The sequence below is a fragment of the Chroogloeocystis siderophila 5.2 s.c.1 genome (assembly GCF_001904655.1).
GTDB classification, from domain to species: Bacteria; Cyanobacteriota; Cyanobacteriia; order Cyanobacteriales; family Chroococcidiopsidaceae; genus Chroogloeocystis; species Chroogloeocystis siderophila.
Genome location: NZ_MRCC01000007.1, coordinates 146,640 through 166,137 on the forward strand (window position 1 = coordinate 146,640; position 19,498 = coordinate 166,137).

A 19,498-nucleotide genomic window follows, 5' to 3' on the forward strand; every position below is an offset into this window, starting at 1 on the left:
AAGTCCCTCTCCCAAGTTTGGGAGAGGAATTTAGGGTGAGGGCGAGACTCACACGCATTGATTTATTGACAAGAAAAAGCGATCACCCTTGCATTAGAGGCGATCGCCTTAATTCTTTAGCTTCACTTACACCAAAACTGATTGCATCAAAGGCTTGTCAGGAGATAACTTTCCACTACGCAGCCACTCATCTAACTCAGATGGTGCTTGCACTTTTTTCAGTTGTTCGCGCAGTTTTTCGCCTTCGAGGATTTCTTGCTGCAATAATATCTGCGCGGTTTCCTCTAACAAGTCGCGATTTTGAGCCAAAATGCTTAAAGCAATGTGATGCGCTCCATCAACGATTTCTTTGACTTCGCGGTCGATTTCTTCTGCAACTTTGGGGCTAACCGAACGACGCGGGTTACTAAAACCGCCTAAGAATTCTTGTTGGATTTTCTCAAAAGCAACTGGACCTAACTCATCACTCATACCGTAGAGTGTCACAGCACGTTCTGCTAAATCAGTAGCTTTTTGAATGTCATCACTCGCACCTGTAGACACTTTCCCAAAAACCAATTCTTCAGCGGAGCGTCCACCAAGTAAGGTTGCAATCCGCCCGCGTAACTCATCTTCAATCATCAAAAAGCGGTCTTCTTCAGGCATTTGTACGGTATAACCTAATGCACCGACACCGCGAGGAACTACAGAGATTTTCTCGACCTTACCCGCACCAGGCATCAAAGCACCGATAATGGCATGACCAACTTCATGATAAGCAACCGTCTTTTTCTCATTTTCGTTGAGAACGCGCGATCGCCTCTCTAAACCAGCCACAACACGCTCGATTGCTTCATTAAAGTCACTCATCGACACAGCTTCGCGATTTTGGCGGGCGGCGAGAAGTGCGGCTTCGTTGACTAAGTTGGCTAAATCGGCTCCCGCAAATCCTGGGGTACGTCCTGCAATGGTTAGCAAATCGACATCATCAGCTAACTTCACATTTCGCGCATGAACTTTGAGAATCGCTTCGCGACCGACTTTATCAGGGCGATCGACAACAACTTGACGATCAAATCTTCCTGGACGACGTAATGCAGGGTCAAGGATTTCGGGACGATTTGTCGCGGCGATGATGATCACGCCAGTATTCGCATCAAAACCATCCATTTCGGTTAAGAGTTGGTTTAGCGTTTGTTCGCGTTCGTCGTTACCGCCAACAAAGCCGTTAGCACCTCCACGCGACTTACCCAACGCGTCTAACTCGTCAATAAAGACGATGCAAGGGGCTTGTTGCTTCGCTTGTTCAAACAGATCGCGGACTCGCGCTGCACCGACACCGACAAATAACTCGATAAATTCTGAACCGGAAATGCTAAAGAAAGGAACACCCGCTTCACCGGCGATCGCTTTTGCGAGTAATGTTTTTCCAGTTCCTGGAGGTCCGACAAGCAGTACTCCCTTGGGGATCTTTGCTCCAAGTCGAGTATATTTACCCGCGTTTTTGAGGAAATCAACAATTTCTTGGACTTCTTGTTTCGCTTCTTCGACTCCGGCGACGTCACCAAATTTCACTCCGGTAGTTCCTTCGGAGTAGATCCGCGCTTTACTTTTACCAACCGTTAACGCAGCTGGACCGCCACCTTGACGGTTAATCAAAAATCCCCAGATACCAAAGAAGATTAATGGCGGTATCACCCAACTCAAAATTGTGCCAATCCAGCCATTATTATTCGGTGCTGGAGCAGCAAATTTAACGTTGTGGTCGCGGAGAATTTTAGGAAGATCTAAGTCAATCGCAATTGGTGTTGTCGTAAAAACTTGACCCTTCTCTTCTGGTGTTTCGGATTTGAGCACAAACTCGATGCGATCGCTACCAACAATTGCCCGATCAACTTTATCTGCTTCGACTTGCGCAATAAAATCGCTGTAAGGTACTTGCGGTAAGCGCGCTCCAAAGCTCGGCACAATAAAGTTTAGTAGCAAAAGTATCGTAAATAAAATGAGCAAGCTGCCTCCAAATTGCCGTGCTTGTGGCGGCTTCTTTGAGCGCTTATTATTGTTTGTTTCAACAGGCATTGTTTATAACTTCTCCTATATTCAGTCGATGGCTTCTAGCTTGTAGAGGATTTGGATGTCAGGGCAATTAAGAGACTCTATGAAAATAAGAACGCTTTGTGTTTGAAACTATTGATTTAGGTCAATAGTAAGGCGAATAAACCGCACAAAGTAATACCATCAAATACTCCTGCACCACCAATACTCAATACACCCGAACTCATTGATTGAATATCTTTGAGATGAAGTAAGTCAGCACCAATCAAAGTCCCTAAAATTCCACCTGCAAAAGCCACAGGTGCAGCATGGGCTGTCGCTAATACCATTGCGGATAATGCCGCAGTTAACGGTGCAATTAAGGGATTCATTTGAATACCAATCCCTGGCACGACTCTAGCTGCATAGTAACTTACTACCGTGACGATCGTCGTTACTAGTACAATTGCCAAGGTATTACCTTGCGTAAATTGATACAATGCTAATCCTACAGGAATGACACCGCCTCCTACATTAATCGCAACGACAGTAGAGCGCTTCATTCGCTTGAGTGGAATACCCCAATACTCGCGCAACCATAATTCGGTAAAGTTATCTGCGGTTGGTTGCGGCGCTTCGACTTTGTAAAGTGGAAGATTGATTATGCTACCAACAATCACCGCAGCAAGTAATAAGACTGCTACATCGGGCGCAAAGCCTAACTTGGCTACTGCTAGCCTAACAACGTCAACTGCTAGCGTAAACCACAAAAATGGCAGTAACAGCAATAAGACAAGAAATAGTAGCAGCGATACTGGCAGGTAAAACATTGACTTACCAATGTGAGCGATTGAACTGAGTCGCTCTAAAGTCATTGTAAAAGTAAGCGATTGCGAGTAACAGTTCGGTGTTTACTTAACATTCCACCGCAAAAGCCGCACCTTACCGCTGCGCTCAGTTCTGAATTTTGAGTGATGCGTTTTGAATTCAAGATTAATAACTCCGCACTTGGCTTAAGAGAAGGGTGAGGATGTGGAACCTTACGGTCTTTCTAGCTTGCTCGATGTAAAAAAAATATAGACTAATCAATATTTCGGAAATTTGCCCAGATCACATAGACTAAAAGCAGCGAACTTTGCACTTTTGGGTTCAGGACGGTAAGCTTTGACTGCAACTAACAACGTATCCTCACAATTTCAGGATGTCTCGTGCAGAGAACTGCGAGAGTTAGTACGGAATCAACTGCAATCACTCCTCGAACAAGGAGATTTGCAGGGAGCCAAGGCTATTCTAGAACCTGTAAAGCCCGCAGATATCGCAGAAGTAATCGAAGGCCTACCAAAAGCGATGCAAGCGATCGCCTTTCGTTTGTTATCTAAAAGTGAAGCGATCGAAGTTTACGAGTATCTTGACTCTAACGTTCAAGAAGCACTGATCTTAGAATTTAAAAGTCAAGACGTTCTCGATATTGTCGATAAAATGTCACCCGACGATCGCGCCAGGTTGTTTGATGAATTACCAGCAAAATTTGTAACTCGCCTTTTAGAACAACTGAGTCCTGCGGAACGCCAAGCAACCGCTCAACTATTAGGTTACGAAGCGGGTACAGCTGGGCGGATCATGACACCCGAACTCATTTCGTTAAAAGAAAACTTTTCCACCGCGCAAGCATTAGAGCAAATTCGCCGTTTAGCAAATGCGACTGAAACAATTTACTATCTTTATGTTACCGACCCGGCAAGGCGATTAACTGGGATTTTGTCGCTACGAGAACTCGTCACCGCACAGCCGCAGCAAACAATCGGCGAAATCATGACGCGTGAGGTTGTATTTGTTTATACCGATACTGATCAAGAAGAAGTGGCGAGATTAATTCAACGCTATGACTTTTTAGCAGTGCCTGTTGTTGATCGCGAACAGCGTCTCGTAGGAATTGTCACGGTTGATGATGTCATTGATATCTTAGAACAAGAAACCACTGAAGATATTTATGCATTGGGTGGTGGCGTTCAATCGGGGGGCGATAACTATTTTCAAACCGATCTCCTAACAGTTGCACGCAAGCGCGTTGTGTGGTTATTTGTGCTACTTTTAACCAACACTGTTACTGGAACCATTATCAGGTCTGAAGAAGAAATTCTACAAAAAGTAGTCACGCTCGCAGCTTTTATTCCCCTGCTCACTGGTACAGGTGGAAATGTTGGCGCACAATCTTCTACTGTTGTGATTCGAGGAATGAATACTGATGAAATTAAAGCCCTAGGACCACTACAAGTTATATTGCGCGAAGCGATCGCCGGAGCTTTATTAGGAACAATGCTAGGAAGCATCGCCACGGTTTGGAGTTACTTTTTGCAAGGAAGTTGGTTAGTCGCGATCGCGGTCGGGCTAAGTTTAGTTGCTATTTCGGTTTTGGCTTCGGTTTCTGGCTCAGCATTACCGTTTTTATTTCGCTTACTAGGCTTAGACCCAGCCTTAATGTCTGCTCCCTTTATTACAACGGCTGTTGATGTGCTAGGCGTCTTGATTTACTTCAACTTAGCCCGCGCAATTTTGCGACTGTAGAAGCTGTTTATAGCTCGGATGGTGTATCTGGAGCGACAACTTCTCCTCCTAACTGTAAAGGCATTTCTTGCTCGTCAATTAATTCACTTAATTCCTTAACCTGTAGATTCATTTGCTCGCAAGCAGCTTTGAGTTCTTTTGCAAACGCATTCACATCTTCACCATAGCCACATTGATAAGCAGCAGTTTCAATTCCTTGCTTAGCATTTGCTCTGGCACAATCTACTAAATCAGTGCCTTGCAATGGTGTATTTGATGGCATAGCTTACTCGTCGTTATCTACTCAATGTATTGATAGATTACCAATAGAACGTACAAGCAACATCCTTCTTGTGGAAGACAGCGTTTAGGAGTCAGAAATTAGCCTTGTAAAGGCAGAAGGTATGAGAGACAAAAGCAGCACTGTATTTTTAGAATTGTGTGTCTCAAATCACATCTTGCCATCTGCCTTTGTTTGGTTAATCTTTAGAAGATCCATTGTTTTGCTGCCAATACTTCCAAGCGCTGTATGCTAAGGTAACAACTCCGGTAACAATCGCCGTTTCGTCTACTTCAAATTGCGGATGGTGCAAGGGGTGATTTACACTGCGATCAGGATAGCCCACACCTAAACGAAACATCACACCAGGAGCTTTTTGAAGGTAAACGGAAAAATCTTCAGCACCTAACGATGGTTCGGGTAAAATTTGCACGCGATCGCTTCCCCAAGCTTCTTCCGCCGCAGTTTGCAATAGTTGTGCGAGTGACAAGTCATTATTCACGCCTGGCACTCCTAGATTATATTTCACTTCGCACCTTGCACCGTAGCTTTGGCAAACATTCGCAACCATTTGCGAAATCCAATTCGGAAGTTTGGCGCGGGTTTCGGGATGAAGCGATCGCACGGTTCCTAGCAATTTAACTTGATCCGCAATCACATTCGGCGCTCTACCACCGTGAATTTGACCAATCGTTAATACGATCGGGTGTAGTGGGTTTTGCGTGCGGCTAATTGCTTGTTGTAGAGTTGTAATAACTTGCGCCGCAATCCAAATCGCATCGATCGCTTCATGTGGTCGCGCACCGTGTCCTGATTCTCCAATTATCATAATTTCTAAATCATCCGCAGCAGCGGTCAAGGCTCCGTAGCGTATCCCGATCGAACCCGCAGGAATCGAAGGAAAAACATGAAGTGAAAAAATTGCCGAAACGCTTTCCATAACGCCATCAGCCACCATCCAACTAGCGCCCTGCGCAATTTCTTCGGCTGGTTGAAACAAAAATCGGATATTACCTGGTAATTCTTCTGCAATGCGCGATAAAACCATCGCTGTACCTAGTCCTACTGTAGTGTGGATATCATGACCGCAGGCGTGCATAATTCCTGGTGTCCGCGAAGCGTATTCTAAACCAGTACGCTCTTGTATCGGTAAAGCGTCCATATCAGTCCGAATTGCGAGTAAGTGATCGTCGCGACCACCTCCCTGCACCTCTCCCACAACGCCAGTTTTTCCTACGCCTTCTTGTACGTGAATTCCACAGGATGATAAAACTCCTGCGACGAAAGCAGCTGTTTGATACTCTTGACCACTCAATTCTGGATGAATGTGAATATGGCGGCGAATTTCAATCAGGCGGGGTGCTAGTTCAGTTGCTAACTCTTTTATACGGCTGAGCATCGATGCAGGAATTCGTAATTACCTATTCCCCCATGATAAAGAATCGTTCGAGCAATAATTTATATGTAAGTATGCTCATGTATACAGTAATGTTTGCTAATTACCGATTATTGCTTACTAAACTGAGGACAGTAGTGTTTTGTCGCCAAAGTGGCAATTACCGATGAATTAACAGTATCGACCGTATTTGTAACGCCTTCGGTGCGATGGTAGATGACATCTTCTAATGTCAGCCCGACTTCTAGCTCGTTGCATATGCTTTTTGCTTGCATAATACTCGATTCGGGCGATTGCTCGATGCTTGCTAACAATTTATCTCGAATTTGGGGATAGCTCGTGACTGTGCGCTTGTAGTCTGCGAGAAAAGCGCGATCGCCTCCTACGCCACTAGTTGCTTTTGCTAATCGGGTAGATGCGTTGACCTGACACACTGATGCTGATAAATCTAATACTTGACCGGATTTGGTCGTCATGTAACAAACATAGTCAGCGTTTTGAGCTATTGCGGGAGCCAACCCTGCTAAAAAAGAAATAGCAGCCGTTGAAATTGTAGCTAGTTGTAAAATTTTCATTGCGTCACCAAGTCTGTGCTTCGCTCATTAATCCCAAACTCAGAAACGCAATAACACTAAATTTATGTTTTTTACATTTTTGTATACAGAAACCTCAGTATATATACTGAGGTTCAGCGATTACCAATAGCGGCGATCAGGTGTAACGACGCCATTAGGCATTGTTGTGAGTCGAAACTTTGCACCTCGGAAGTTAGTCACTAACAGTCTTGCACCTCGGAGGCTTGCTCCCTCTAAATTAGCAGCAATGAAACCGGCAAAAGTCAAGTCAGCATTCTCTAAATTTGCTGTTCGGAGATTAACTCCAGTTAAAGTAGCATTTGTTAAGTTAGCACCACGCAGATCTGCAACATCTAAGTTCGCACCACTTAAGTCAGCACCTGTGAGATTGCTTTGCGATAGATTTGCACGAGTTAGATTAGCACCTCGCAGGTTAGCACCACTTAAATTTAATTGATTTAGCGGTGCATCGCTGAGGTCACATCGAGGACACGCCCTAGTTTGCTTGAGTTGCTCCAAATCCTGAGGACTATACGCTTGTGCTGAAGCCGCAAACCACATGGGAGTTAACAAAATAGCGACGGAAAAAAGAGTGAGTTTCATTGCGTAACTAACTTACTTACTAATTAAGTGTAATTTGGAAGGGTGCTGTGTTAAATTTATAGCTCAAACTGTTTGACGCCAACTAAAATAATCTGTTCCACTACACTAAATCTTTAAATAGAGTGGAAATTTTACAGCATTGGCGATCACCAGTACAGGGTAATTAATCTTGAATGTAAGAAAAATAAGGTAAAGTTCAGGTTTAATTGATTGAACTTTTTATGACTTAATTACCCGATGTTTTATTCATTACGTATAGCCTGGCGAAAAAAGTCACAGAGAGAATCACATAGACGCGTCGCGGTGAGCACGCGTTGGGCGGCTTCGCCAACTTGAAGCGACTGCTAATTACGGCATACGGAAAAAAGCATTATTTGAGAACAGTTCTCAAAGACCTTGGATTGCAACGTCCGCGATAGAAAACATTTCGGAAGAAACTCTACCTAATATCGATGGCGATGTTCTTTTTCTTGTACCTATGGAATTTGATCAGATAAAATCAGAGAATCTTAAACAAAGAGCATTGTGGCAACAACTCAACGTTATTCAACGCAATCGAGTTTATATTGTAGGCGAACACTAGCACGAATCAGATATTTTAGCAATTCATGCGATCATTGATGATCTGTTTAAATATCTCGTCAACACACCTTAAACTTATACCTAGACCTATACAACTGTTTCAATAAATGAGAATCAATGTTTCTCCTTTGCAGCAGGGCTGCCCTTATGCACCAGCCTTAGGTAAAACAACATTTTAGCGCCAACCGAAAAAGCGTAGTATAGGAACAACAATGTAATAGCTAATACCTAACCAAAAGCCGAGGATTAGACCTAAAGTAGCAAAAAAAGCGATCGCCGCAGCTAAATCTAACCAATTAGGTGAAACTGTAATGGGAAAGTGCCAAAAACCAGGTGGATAAATATTCAAGCTATTGAGAAGCAAAAACACCGCCGCACAACCACTCGCCGTAACTGTTGCGTGAACTAAATAATGGCTGGGTAAACCTAAACCTAAGGTGAGAAAAGCAACAGCGATCGCAATTGATGCTGCAATTCCAGCATCTCCAGTATTCCCAAGAGTTAACCGCCAAACTAACCAACTTAAACCATAGCCAAATAACCCCATAAGTGCAGCGATCAAATATCGCCGTCGTTGACCAAATCCACCAGCGCCGGTAAGTCCCCACGCGGTTCCCATACCAACAATTGCAAATAGGAGAATATCTGCTTCTACGGTCAAAAAAAGCTGTTGCGACAAAAAACTAGCGATCGCATTTCCCAGCGGTGACCAGTATGTTAAAACAAAGCCGATGAGCGTTGCGACACAAGCTCCGCTTGCACCTAATAGCATTTCCCAAAAGGTATCCCAAGTAGCGCGTAGTACCTGCGCGATCGCTCTCAGTAGAACAACCGTTGATTTCGATAGCCCAACTGTTAAGGAACGAAAGACAATCCGCGAACTGTTCCAGCTATTGAGCAGGAGTTTGAATAAAAATAGCCATCGAAAAGGCTTTTGCGCTTTCGCTAGACGTTCTTGAATAATTCTCGCGTTTGCTGGTCTACGGCGGACATCATCTTGCACCATATCGTCGAGCAAATCAGCGATCGCAGAGCTAACTTGCGCAAAGCGACGCCACTGTAATTGTCCTGTCATCGGATCTTGTAAGTCCGAGATGTACTTACCCGTAAGCATTTCAATCATCGTCCGCCCCAGTGCATAAAAATCGGCGGATGGTTCAACAACGCCTCCCGCTATCTGTTCAGGTGGGCTATAACCTGAAGTGAATAATCGTGTTGAGTGGTCTGCTAAGCGTGATGTTGCTGCAATCTGCTTGGCTCCCCCAAAGTCAATTAAAACGAGTTGTCCTGTTGCTTCTCGCAACATGAGATTTGATGGTTTAATGTCGCGATGAACGATCTGGCGGGCGTGTAACTCGTGTAAAATCTCTATAGCTTGCTTTAGCCAAGCTATGACCCACTCGTCTGGACAGCCTTGCGGATACTTTTCTAACAACTCTTGCAAAGTCTGACCGTCGATTTTTTCCATTACCAAACATGGCAAGGAAAGCGGTTGAGAACCCTTAACATTGACCTGAAAATAGCCATGAGGTTCTACTCTAGGAACACCTGGATGGTGTAGATGCTGAAGTACGGCGGCTTCTTGTTCAAATAATTTTAATGCTTTAGGTGAAGGATCGATTAAGACCTTGAGTACTTGTTGAGTCTGCAACTGCAAGTCCCAAACGGTGTATATCGTGGCAAATCCACCCGCGCCTAACTGTTGTAAAGGCACATAGCGACCTTTTAACTGTAGCGATGTACCACAGCGATCGCAAAACTTGCTTCCCCAAGTCTTAGGATAAGGATGCGGGCAATTTGGGTTAATGCAGTGAATTGCACGCTGAACCAACTGCGACACGACTACCAAAATATGCAGGCTTTCTCGATTTTACACAACGATGAGTTGTTACATCACAGCACTGCCAAATCAAGACGTGTTTACCGACTTACATTTGACGCCACGGGAGGTTGTAAGAAACTCGCTTGAATTCTTGATGGGAAGCTTGCGCTGCAATTACCATGTACAGTATTCTGCTTACGTCAATTTAAAAAGTGTTTGGTAAATACGAGCAACGAGTAATGCTATCCAGAATGAACCAGTTTGATGAAGTCAACATCCTTGATATCAAATTTCATAAACTTAATGTTTGTCAACTCATAGATTATGTTGTCAAAGCTGCAAAATGCGATCAAAAAATTGTAGCTAGCAATGTAAATATTAAAGCAATGAATCTTGCATATGAGCTACCTTGGTATAGAGATTTCATTAATAATTCAGATTTAGTATTCTGCGATGGTTTTGGGGTTCTACTAGGAGCAAGAATGCTTGGTTATGAGGTGTCCTCTACGCATCGGATGACGTGCCCTGATTATATAGAAAATTTAGGATTGGCTTGCGAGCAAAATAATGTCTCTTTGTTTTTACTTGCTGGTAAGCCTGGTGTCGTTGAGAAAGCAATTACTCAGCTGACTGCGGCCGCACCTAATTTACAGGTACAAGGACATCACGGCTATTTTGAAAAAACTGGTGCTGAAAATGAACGTGTTATTCAAACAATCAATGAATTTAGTCCAGGGATTCTTTTTGTTGGCTTTGGTATGCCATTACAGGAACAATGGATATTGAATAATATAGAGCGCATAAATGCTCGCGTTTTTTTACCTTTGGGTGCTTGTCTTGATTTTTATACAGGTACTGTGTATCGCGGTCCAGAGTGGATGACTAACCGTGGGTTGGAATGGCTAACACGTTTAGTAACTGAGCCACATCGCTTGTGGGAACGCTACGTTATCGGTAATCCATTATTCTTCTATCGCATCTTCAAAGAGCAGCTGCGTAAGAGCAAATAAAGCTTTTTTTCAGAGATCTATCTTCTTGGAGAGGTGTGATCGCCGATAACCATAGAAGATCATATTTATTAAACTCTCTCTGAAATTTCAAGTCATAAATTCAGGAGAATATACTTTATGACCGCAGCTTTTTTTACACTACTAGCTACTGCTCTTAGCCTACTGATTGTTGACATTGTTGTTCCAGGTGTTGATATTGCAACTTTTCCGGCTGCTTTGATAGCTGCTTTTGTAATTGGAGTAACTAATTCATCGGTTAAACCAGCACTTACTAAACTAGCTTTACCACTTAACTACGCTACTTTGGGGCTATCTTCAATAGTTGTCAATGGCTTGTGTTTTTGGTTAGCGGCGTTGTTTGTTCCAGGATTTGCTGTATATAGCATTGTAGGCGCGCTTCTAGGTCCAGTGATTCTATCGTTTGTCAACACCTTTTTGAGTAAGTACTTTGCTGAAAGAAATTTAGGTATGACAACAACTACGACCAATACAGAAGTTAAATCGTAGTTCCTCATTTAAACCATTTCAGGTTGACTGAAACAAACAAATCAAATCCGGCTCAATACGTTGTTGGCTTAGATAGTTTAAGTCAATAAATAAGTAATGAAATCAAGCCGGATTTATATTTAAATCGTCTGAGTTACAGAAAAATTAAGTAAACTGCTTTTATATCAAAAAAAAATATTTCTGATCCGTTGAGAAACAATTGTAGAAGTAATAATTCCTTAGGTGGAGGCACTAAAACTATAAATGCAAGAGTATAGATTTAAAGGTAGTTCAGGACAAGGTTTAAGAGTAATAATATGAAACTACTACGTATAGCTACGGGTATTCTTCTACCTCCATTGGGAGTCTTTCTCACAGAAGGAATTAGCACAGCTTTTTTAATTAACATTGTGCTTACCATCTTAGGCTGGCTTCCTGGGAGTATTCATGCAGTTTGGATAATTGTTAAGCACGAAGAACGCACGAACAAGCCAGTATATTAATGTCAGGTAGCTAGCATGAAATATCTGACGTTATGAATTAAGGAAACCGTACTGCTCATTCGAGTACGGTTATTTTATTTGTTTAACCTAAAAATATACAACAAAATACTGAGCCTCTAGGTGTTAAAAGAGACTCACTCAGAAACTGTATTGCCATAAACCAATCACATCGATTATGTTGTCGGTGGCTTTTTATCTCGCAAATAGTCAGTTGCTGTTTGCAGTAAATCGCTGAGAATCCGTTTGATTTGTCTTTCTTTTTTAGCGATCGCGACTCCTGCATCTCCCATTTTTTCTTCTAACTGCGATCGCTTTTGTTCTACTTGTTCAGCAACGGGTTCAGCCTGGGTGCGTGTTTTGTTATACCAAGCTTTAGCCTCGTCAAGATACTCTTTGACATCTTCGTATCTTCCACCGTAACGCGCCGCTATGTTAGCGCGTAGAATGGCTGCTTGGGCTTGGAGTTGTGCATATCTCTTTTGTAGAATTGCAGCTTCCTCGCTATTTTTTAGCGTGTTGATTGCCGATTCGATTGCCGCTTTGAGGTTGGGCGAAGTATCTTTTCCAGTATCTTCAATATCTCCTAATAGTCTTTCAATTTCTTGTTGCAATTCTTCTTCTTCAGAATCAAGCTTTGCTTGTAGTTCCTTCACTTCAGCATGAGTTTTGGCGTTGGCTTTACGTCTTAGGCTAGTCACGCCATCGATCGCGCCTTCAATTGAAGCGGTAATATTTTCTTTGAGATCGTCTCCTTGTTGCTGAACATTTTCGGCGACGGCTGAAACAGCATCTTTAACGAGCGAACGAATTTCGTTTGAGCCTGATTTGAATTCGTCGGTTACTTGTGAAACCGCATTTTGGACGATTTCACGAATGCGAGATGCTTTTAATTGACCCGTTTCTTTCGCTTGTTTGAGGTCGTTTGTAATTTGTTCTTTGATATTTGTCATTACTAACTCCTGGTAGAATCATGTTTGTCTAGACCAGGTTTACATCTGATGAATAATCAGTTTTAACTTGACCTTGGCACTGTCTTTATAATGACTTACAGTTTTCTTGGGTAGGTACTTCCTTTAGATATAAACCAATGCAAATCGTTACTCAAGTTGCACCGTTCCAAATAATAGGACCGCAAGCGTCTAACTCCCAAGTAAGGTTATGAGGATTGTGGCGCGTTTCTTCATCTAAAATTTTCACGACTTTGTTATAAATTTCCTCAGCTTGTTGCGGAGAATCACCGATACTTGTTAATCCAAGTTTGCCAAACTCTGAAAGGCAACCCATTAGATGAAAAACTGTACCTGTTTCGGTTCCAGTGTCAAAATGTAGCCGATGATAAGCAATGATATCCATTAAGTCGCTAGGAAGTAAACCGCGATAGCGCTCTTTTTGTAAATTGTCGGTGGCAATGTAGTATTTTGGACGACCATGCGGGCTATAAAACATTCCCGTTGCTGGGTGATAACGTCCATTAGTTAATAGTTTCAGCGTCATGAATGGATGTGTTGTTCCACCCTTGCGTAAATTAATTTCAATTGCTTGTAAATCCCAGTGTTGTATGCCGTTACGATCAGGTTGTTGTACAGCAATAAAATCAACACCAAAGCGTTCTAAAGCACCTTTTTCAGCTAGTTTTCTACCAACTTTTGTCCCTAATTCTTGTAGCCGCATCCGATAGGCTTCATCGGCGGGAAAGCGACAACCAAGATAAATTTGACCGTCAGGACCACCAAGAATTTGATCGTGTGTTGAAAGAATTTCTACCTCTCCACTTGGGGTAATACGACCTTGAACGCTGGGCGATCGCTTAATATCTCCTTCAATAAATTCTTCAACAATTGCGCCTAATTCAGGAATGCGAGTCGAAAAGTTTGCCCAATTTTCGGAGGTGGCTTGAAAACTCATCGTACCAAAGCGCTGAGTAATTGCTTCGATGCGTTGTTCGCGTGTTGCACTTCCAGGTGCTAAATGATGAATTGGTTTTAAGTCAAGTAAAGCGTTTGCTTCGCCAGAAATTCCTTCGTTGAGTTTAACGACTAGGCGTTTAATTTCGGGTTTACGTTCCCATAAATTGGCAGCTTCTGCGGCTAATTCTTGCGCATTCCATACGCTACCACTTCCATCAGGATGCGGTACACCACTTTCGGTAAAGATTTGCCGACTTCCGCTTTTTGTCCCCCAAATTGATAGTTGGGGATCGCAGGCATACAAGGGAACTCCGATGCGCACAGACAACTCGCTTTCTAGAAAAGATGAGTTATAGCAGATCATATAGGCGTTTTTGAGGTCGAGCGCTTGACGTATTCGTTGAATGAGGCGCGGACGTTCGAGAATTTTTTGCGTCAGGGGTTTGAGTGAGGAATCGTAAGTCGAAAGGAGTAGCAGGCGATCGCGGGCGTGGGAAAAGGGAATTCCTGGTAAAAGCTGCAAATAGTAGTCTATGACACTTGGATGTATCGGCTGCGAAGTGACATAAATCAGGCGGGTACGCGGGTTTTGCAGGCGAATCAAAGAGAACAGTAAACGTTCTTCATAGTGATGACAGCCTGGTATTTTGAGGAGTTCGCGTTGGTCTACACTCAATGAAGGAATGACCAAGATATCAGCATCACTTTGGTCAAACAATTCGATTGTTGCCCAGCGATCGCGTAACTGAGATTGTAGCTGTTTGAATACTTCGATATGTTGCGTTTCTATTAATGAAGGATCTAACGTTTGCATCGCCCCAGCCTACAGACCTTAACTACAGCGATTTTACTCTGATTATTATTGTGTACGAAATACTTCTTAAGAAACAGTAAGATTAGGCACACTCGCATCGAAATGATTGTATTTACTTATCAAGCCAATTTTTTGGCAAATTAGTCAAATTTTATGCGTAGAAATGAATGTGCGATCGCGGTCATAAATTACATTTTCTGATGTATTAGAAAAGCTTTAGTGTTGAGTTTTTCGTAAAGGAAATATGTCATCTACCTCAAATTAAAAAAGTAGATGTTAGTTGACTCTACCTCCTAAGGCTGACACGCAGAAATTTTGCTTTCCATCTCTAGATCGATAAAGTCAAAGGAGGTGATAGATAAGTTAGTGCTAGAGATGATAGTCGCGTTGCTCAGAAAGTTGTTTAAGAATTCATATGACAGGAATCAACGCAGCATCATCTAAAAAGTGTATTACTGCTGAGAAAAACAAGACTAAGCCTGTTTTATGTAATTCATTACAGGAGATAATTAGCTATGCCAGAAGAACAATCGTTGCAACCGCCACAAGAGCAAGACCAACAACCAGGACTTGAATCGGAAATGACGCCAAAGCCCAAGGCGGATGACCCTCAACATCAAGGTAGCGGTAAATTACTGGGTAAAGTTGCCGTGATTACTGGTGGTGATAGTGGTATTGGTCGTGCGGTGGCGATCGCCTTTGCAAAAGAAGGTGCTGACGTTGCGATCATGTACCTTAATGAACACGATGATGCGAAAGAAACAAAGCGCCTCGTAGAAGAAAAAGGACGTAAAGCGACAACGATCGCCGGAGATATTGGCGACGAAAGTTTTTGCAAGCAGGCGATCGAGCAAGTTGTCCAAGAGTTTGGTAAGCTTGATATTTTAGTGAACAATGCGGCCGAACAACATCCTCAAGAAAGCATTGAAGATATTAGCGCAGAACAATTGGAACGCACATTCCGCACGAATATTTTTTCGATGTTCTACCTAACCAAAGCAGCCCTGAAGCATCTTCAAGAAGGTAGCACAATCATTAATACAACCTCTGTAACTGCATATCAAGGTAATCAGCAGTTAATTGATTACTCTTCGACGAAAGGCGCGATCGTTGCGTTTACGCGATCGCTTTCCCAAAGCTTGGTGAAAAAAGGAATTCGGGTTAATGCTGTCGCACCAGGTCCAATTTGGACTCCGCTGATTCCTGCAACCTTTCCAGAAGAAAAAGTTGCAGAATTTGGCAAACAAGTTCCTATGGGTCGTGCAGGTCAACCGGAAGAAGTTGCTTCGTGTTATGTATTTCTTGCGGCTAATGATTCGTCTTATATTGCAGGGCAAGTTTTACACCCCAATGGTGGCACGATCGTTAATGGTTAAGAAACTAGTGAGATTTATCTAATATTAGTCCGCAGTAGCGGGCTTTTTTTGTTTTTATAAAACTATCTTTTACCATCATACGATAACTGCTGTCGTTGTGCGTTTGTTAAGCGCTTACTAGCTTCTCCTAAAACCTTATCTTCTTCTTGGATATAAAGTCTTACTAATTTTTGCAAGTCATAAACTTTTTGCTCAAACTCTTTTGTCGCGGGACTCAATAACTCAAGTTCCGCAATCAAGAACTTAAGGTGATCGTATTGATCTTCAGCTATGGCAATTTGCTCAATAATATCTGTGCATCGTTGCCGTAGCAAAGGATAGAAGTGTTGCTTTACTTCTGTGAGTAATTCAATAGCTTGGCTAAGTTCATTGAAGAGAGTATATCTTTTTTGAACATCTGCATTACACATTTCTGCTAATAAATTCGTTATTTTTTGATGTTCTTGTTTAATTAAATCAATAATATCCATAAAAAATTAGACCTTGATAAAGAAACCCACCACAAATAGTGGTGGGGGTTTACCCTAACTAAACTGTCAATTAATGACTAAATTAACTAGCAGCCATTTGGTCTTGCAACTTGCTCTTAGCTTCTTTGAATTTTGTAGCCAGTTGCTCACTTTGTTCATCACTGAAGTTATTGCGGATTGCGGTGAACATTGTGCTTTCTTCTTGACGGATATGATCGCCTACAACATCCATCAATTGCTTAACTTGGTCTTTGAATTGAGAAGATGAAGGATCTAAAGCTTTGATTTGATCCAACATTTGCTTCATTTGGGCTTGTTCGTCGTACAACTCTTGGGTGTCATTGTCACCATAGTAAGGACGAACTGCTGGATAAACAACTTCTTCTTCAGCTTGAGCGTGGACTAACAGATCCTTATACATTTGACCGAAGTATTCTTGAATCTTTTGAGGATCGTTAGTAGCACCCATTTCCGTATATAAGGTGTTGACTTTAGCATGATCCATCCGGATAATATCCTGAATGTTCATGTCTTTTTTATCAGATCCTTGAGTGATGACGCTACCAATAACACCAGTAGCCGCTGCTGCTGCGTCTTGAATGCGCGCGAATAGTCCTTGATCTGGGGTTTGTCCGGTGATTTCACGAACACCGAGTCGCTCAAGCAGTGGCTTTAGTTGCTCTTGATGACCGCGATTTTCAAAGTTAACGGTGTTAATTGGTGCGATCGCAGCTTGTACGTCTGCGCCAATAACTTGCCCTGCTTTGTGAATTAAATCTCCTGTCATGAACTGCTTGTGCTTAAGAAGTTCAAGCTGAGCAACCTTTTCATAGGTACTAAGTTCAGAACCTTGCATTAGTTTCTTAACAGTTTCGACAAACTGTTGCTCAGTTTGCTTTGGTTCTCCCTTAACGCCATATTGAACATATGCAGTTTCAATGATACCAAGATTTTTTTGGTCAGACTCAATCATACTCTGGAGGTCTTTTTTGCCCTCCTCGTCATCTACTTCAGATAATAATTGTTGTTCACTAAAAATTAATAGCTCTTGAACAGCTTTAAAATCTGCCATTTTGCTACCAAGCGCAGCGCGCTTTGTATCATCTAGCGTTACCGGCATTCTACGATTTCCTCTCTTTTATTCGTACCAGTGTTCTTAACTTTGAATATATCTATGCTTCTCTAGCTTGTTCCTCTTTCTTATGACTGATTAACTGCTATATCTTGTAGCCATAATATTTGTTAAGAATAATCCAAAAGAAGCAAGCCCTTATCGTTGACTTTCACGTTTGGAAAACACGCAGTTATCAAAGATAAAGGCTAAAGTTTGAGAGTTATTAAGTTAAATTGAGCAATATTTAAGACCTATCTTTAGGTCAATGCTGAAAATGAACAGTTGAGCAGTTAGGGAACGTCATATTGTTCTAGCTAGCTACGCTACCAAAGACACCACTCAACGCCGATACTGCATCTTGAACTCTTCCCCAAACGCCTTGGTCAGGATCGCGTCCTACGAGTTCGCGAGTACTTAATATTTCTAAAACACCTTTAAGTTGCTCTTGATGCGCTCTATTCTCAAAATTGACTTGATTAAGCGGTCCGATCGCTTCCATTAAGTCTTCGCCAACAACTTGCGCGGCTTTATGAATTAAAAGACCAGTCATCGCTTGCTGGTGTTTTAATTTTTCATGCTCAAACACTTTTTCGTAGGGCGATAGTTCGTTACCCGTCATCAGGTTTTGCACAGTTTCAACGAGTTTGCGAACTTTTTCGGGGGCGTCAGCAGAAACACCGAGTTTGGCAATACTATTTTCAATGACTTGAAGATTCTTCTGATCGTCCTTGAGCATATCTTGTAGGCGATCGCGAATATCTGTATCGCTAATAGCAGAGCTTAAGGTCTGCTCGTTGCTAATTAATAAATTTTGGATGGCTTTTAATGTTGCGAGTCGGCTTGCGATCGCCTGAAGCTGTGTTTCATTAAGCGTAGTTGCCATACTCTATATTTCTCCGATTGCTCTAGTTTAAACGAGAATAACTTGCAATAAATTAGAGCTTCGCATAACCCAATTTGGCGATTCATCCTCCTTATGACTGATTCAGCACAAGCAAGACTTTGAATCATAGATTAACTGTATAAGCATGGCTGCATCGACGAATACAAAGAGTATGAATTTTTCCTCCGCCAGTTGACAGATACAAGGCTAAGCGCAAATCGCTAGATTTACGAAGGAAATAAGCTCTTATTCAAAGGGAAATATTAGGTAATGTTCGACCAACAGCCTGGATTAGGTGAGGAAGCACTTAACAAAGTAGCAGAACTTGGACTAGCTAGCCAGCTTGATGATGTGGAAAACTTGGATGTAGATATTAAAACTGACGCATTCAAGCTGATTCAAGGAGAAGTTGACTCGGTAACAATTGATGGCAATGGCTTGGTCATGCAGGGCGATCTGCGCGTAGAAGAACTTGATATGTACATGAGCAGCGTTGCGATCAATCCGCTGAGTGTTGCGTTGGGTAAAATTGAACTCACAAAACCAACCGAAGCAAGTGTTCGCGCTGTTTTAACCGAAGCAGATATCAATCGTGCGTTTAACTCAGATTATGTACGTCAGCAATTGCAACAGCAACAAATCCACGTCCAGAGTCAACCTGTAACTGTTGATGCTCAACAAGTCAATTTTCGCTTACCAGGAGAAGGGAAAGTAGCGCTAAACGCAAGTGTAATGTTGCGAGAAACGGGACAAATACATCAAGTTGCTTTCTCGGCTGTACCGCGTGTTAGTGCTAGCGGACAAACCGTGACGTTAGAAAATGTTGAATATGGAAACAACGAGGAACTTTCGCCCGAACTGACGCAAGCCTTAATCGAAGAAACAAGCGAAATCTTAAATTTAAGCAACTTTGACTTGGAAGGAATGACGTTAAAAATTAACAATTTACAAATAGAAGCGGGGAAAATAATTTTGCAAGCTGAAGCACACGTTGAGCAAATTCCTTCAGGTTGAACAGGTTGAAATTGTCAGTGAGAATAAATAACACTTATAGCAATAGTCAATATAATTAGGACATTGTAGAGCCTCAGAATCATTTCTCTCATCTGAACCTTACGGG

The 19,498-nt window shown here is 42.3% G+C and carries 18 protein-coding genes; 6 read left to right on the forward strand and 12 right to left on the reverse strand.

The genetic code is table 11. The annotated features are described in order from the left end of the window. Positions 1-126 precede the first annotated feature (126 nt). Positions 127-2,058 carry an ATP-dependent zinc metalloprotease FtsH gene (gene ftsH, locus NIES1031_RS10170; protein WP_073549288.1) on the reverse strand — a complete coding sequence of 644 codons (1,932 nt, stop codon included), beginning with the start codon at positions 2,056-2,058 and terminating at the stop codon, positions 127-129. Positions 2,059-2,174: 116 nt separating this feature from the next. Continuing rightward, the gene (locus NIES1031_RS10175) at positions 2,175-2,843 is read right to left on the reverse strand and encodes a DUF1614 domain-containing protein (RefSeq protein ID WP_073549402.1); all 669 of its coding nucleotides are present in this window, start codon (positions 2,841-2,843) and stop codon (positions 2,175-2,177) included. A 334-nt stretch (positions 2,844-3,177) separates the two neighbouring features. On the opposite strand from NIES1031_RS10175, the gene mgtE reads away from it, so the two are divergent. Then, on the forward strand, positions 3,178-4,578 hold the full coding sequence (gene mgtE / locus NIES1031_RS10180; protein WP_073549289.1) for a magnesium transporter: 1,401 nt from the start codon (positions 3,178-3,180) through the stop codon (positions 4,576-4,578). Positions 4,579-4,585: 7 nt separating this feature from the next. Here the strand turns inward: mgtE and NIES1031_RS10185 are convergent, their stop codons facing one another. From NIES1031_RS10185 to NIES1031_RS10205, 5 genes are all read right to left on the reverse strand, one after another. Beyond that, on the reverse strand, positions 4,586-4,840 hold the full coding sequence (locus NIES1031_RS10185) for a hypothetical protein (protein ID WP_073549290.1): 255 nt from the start codon (positions 4,838-4,840) through the stop codon (positions 4,586-4,588). Between the two features lie 196 nt (positions 4,841-5,036). Further along, positions 5,037-6,236, reverse strand: a complete 1,200-nt coding sequence (locus NIES1031_RS10190) for a M20 family metallopeptidase (RefSeq protein ID WP_073549291.1) — start codon at positions 6,234-6,236, stop codon at positions 5,037-5,039. 107 nt (positions 6,237-6,343) lie between these two features. After that, positions 6,344-6,808, reverse strand: coding sequence for a DUF732 domain-containing protein (locus tag NIES1031_RS10195; protein WP_073549292.1), 465 nt, complete (start codon positions 6,806-6,808; stop codon positions 6,344-6,346). A gap of 120 nt (positions 6,809-6,928) precedes the next feature. Next, positions 6,929-7,411 carry a pentapeptide repeat-containing protein gene (locus NIES1031_RS10200; protein ID WP_073549293.1) on the reverse strand — a complete coding sequence of 161 codons (483 nt, stop codon included), beginning with the start codon at positions 7,409-7,411 and terminating at the stop codon, positions 6,929-6,931. Positions 7,412-8,168: 757 nt separating this feature from the next. Beyond that, positions 8,169-9,833: a serine/threonine-protein kinase gene (locus NIES1031_RS10205; protein ID WP_073549294.1), complete on the reverse strand. Its 1,665-nt coding sequence runs from the start codon at positions 9,831-9,833 to the stop codon at positions 8,169-8,171. Positions 9,834-10,054: 221 nt separating this feature from the next. On the opposite strand from NIES1031_RS10205, the gene NIES1031_RS10210 reads away from it, so the two are divergent. The 3 genes from NIES1031_RS10210 (at position 10,055) to NIES1031_RS10220 (ending at position 11,814) form a co-directional block, all read left to right on the forward strand. Further along, the gene (locus NIES1031_RS10210) at positions 10,055-10,825 is read left to right on the forward strand and encodes a WecB/TagA/CpsF family glycosyltransferase (protein ID WP_236738791.1); all 771 of its coding nucleotides are present in this window, start codon (positions 10,055-10,057) and stop codon (positions 10,823-10,825) included. 117 nt (positions 10,826-10,942) lie between these two features. Continuing rightward, the gene (locus NIES1031_RS10215) at positions 10,943-11,332 is read left to right on the forward strand and encodes a phage holin family protein (RefSeq protein ID WP_073549295.1); all 390 of its coding nucleotides are present in this window, start codon (positions 10,943-10,945) and stop codon (positions 11,330-11,332) included. Between the two features lie 296 nt (positions 11,333-11,628). Beyond that, positions 11,629-11,814: a YqaE/Pmp3 family membrane protein gene (locus NIES1031_RS10220; RefSeq protein WP_073549296.1), complete on the forward strand. Its 186-nt coding sequence runs from the start codon at positions 11,629-11,631 to the stop codon at positions 11,812-11,814. A gap of 173 nt (positions 11,815-11,987) precedes the next feature. Here the strand turns inward: NIES1031_RS10220 and NIES1031_RS10225 are convergent, their stop codons facing one another. Next, positions 11,988-12,764, reverse strand: coding sequence for a histidine kinase (locus tag NIES1031_RS10225; RefSeq protein WP_073549297.1), 777 nt, complete (start codon positions 12,762-12,764; stop codon positions 11,988-11,990). Positions 12,765-12,915: 151 nt separating this feature from the next. Then, the gene (locus tag NIES1031_RS10230; protein ID WP_073549298.1) at positions 12,916-14,535 is read right to left on the reverse strand and encodes a peptide ligase PGM1-related protein; all 1,620 of its coding nucleotides are present in this window, start codon (positions 14,533-14,535) and stop codon (positions 12,916-12,918) included. 515 nt (positions 14,536-15,050) lie between these two features. On the opposite strand from NIES1031_RS10230, the gene NIES1031_RS10235 reads away from it, so the two are divergent. Then, positions 15,051-15,911, forward strand: a complete 861-nt coding sequence (locus tag NIES1031_RS10235; RefSeq protein ID WP_073549299.1) for an SDR family oxidoreductase — start codon at positions 15,051-15,053, stop codon at positions 15,909-15,911. A 62-nt stretch (positions 15,912-15,973) separates the two neighbouring features. Here NIES1031_RS10235 and NIES1031_RS10240 read toward each other — a convergent pair whose 3' ends face one another. The 3 genes from NIES1031_RS10240 to NIES1031_RS10250 all read right to left on the reverse strand — a co-directional run bounded on the left by NIES1031_RS10240 (position 15,974) and on the right by NIES1031_RS10250 (position 18,378). Beyond that, positions 15,974-16,381 carry a hemerythrin domain-containing protein gene (locus NIES1031_RS10240; protein WP_073549300.1) on the reverse strand — a complete coding sequence of 136 codons (408 nt, stop codon included), beginning with the start codon at positions 16,379-16,381 and terminating at the stop codon, positions 15,974-15,976. An 82-nt stretch (positions 16,382-16,463) separates the two neighbouring features. Then, positions 16,464-17,501, reverse strand: coding sequence for a hemerythrin domain-containing protein (locus tag NIES1031_RS10245; RefSeq protein WP_073549301.1), 1,038 nt, complete (start codon positions 17,499-17,501; stop codon positions 16,464-16,466). A 304-nt stretch (positions 17,502-17,805) separates the two neighbouring features. Continuing rightward, positions 17,806-18,378, reverse strand: a complete 573-nt coding sequence (locus tag NIES1031_RS10250; protein ID WP_073549302.1) for a hemerythrin HHE cation-binding protein — start codon at positions 18,376-18,378, stop codon at positions 17,806-17,808. Positions 18,379-18,648: 270 nt separating this feature from the next. On the opposite strand from NIES1031_RS10250, the gene NIES1031_RS10255 reads away from it, so the two are divergent. After that, on the forward strand, positions 18,649-19,392 hold the full coding sequence (locus NIES1031_RS10255; RefSeq protein WP_073549303.1) for an LmeA family phospholipid-binding protein: 744 nt from the start codon (positions 18,649-18,651) through the stop codon (positions 19,390-19,392). The last annotated feature ends 106 nt before the right edge of the window (positions 19,393-19,498 follow it).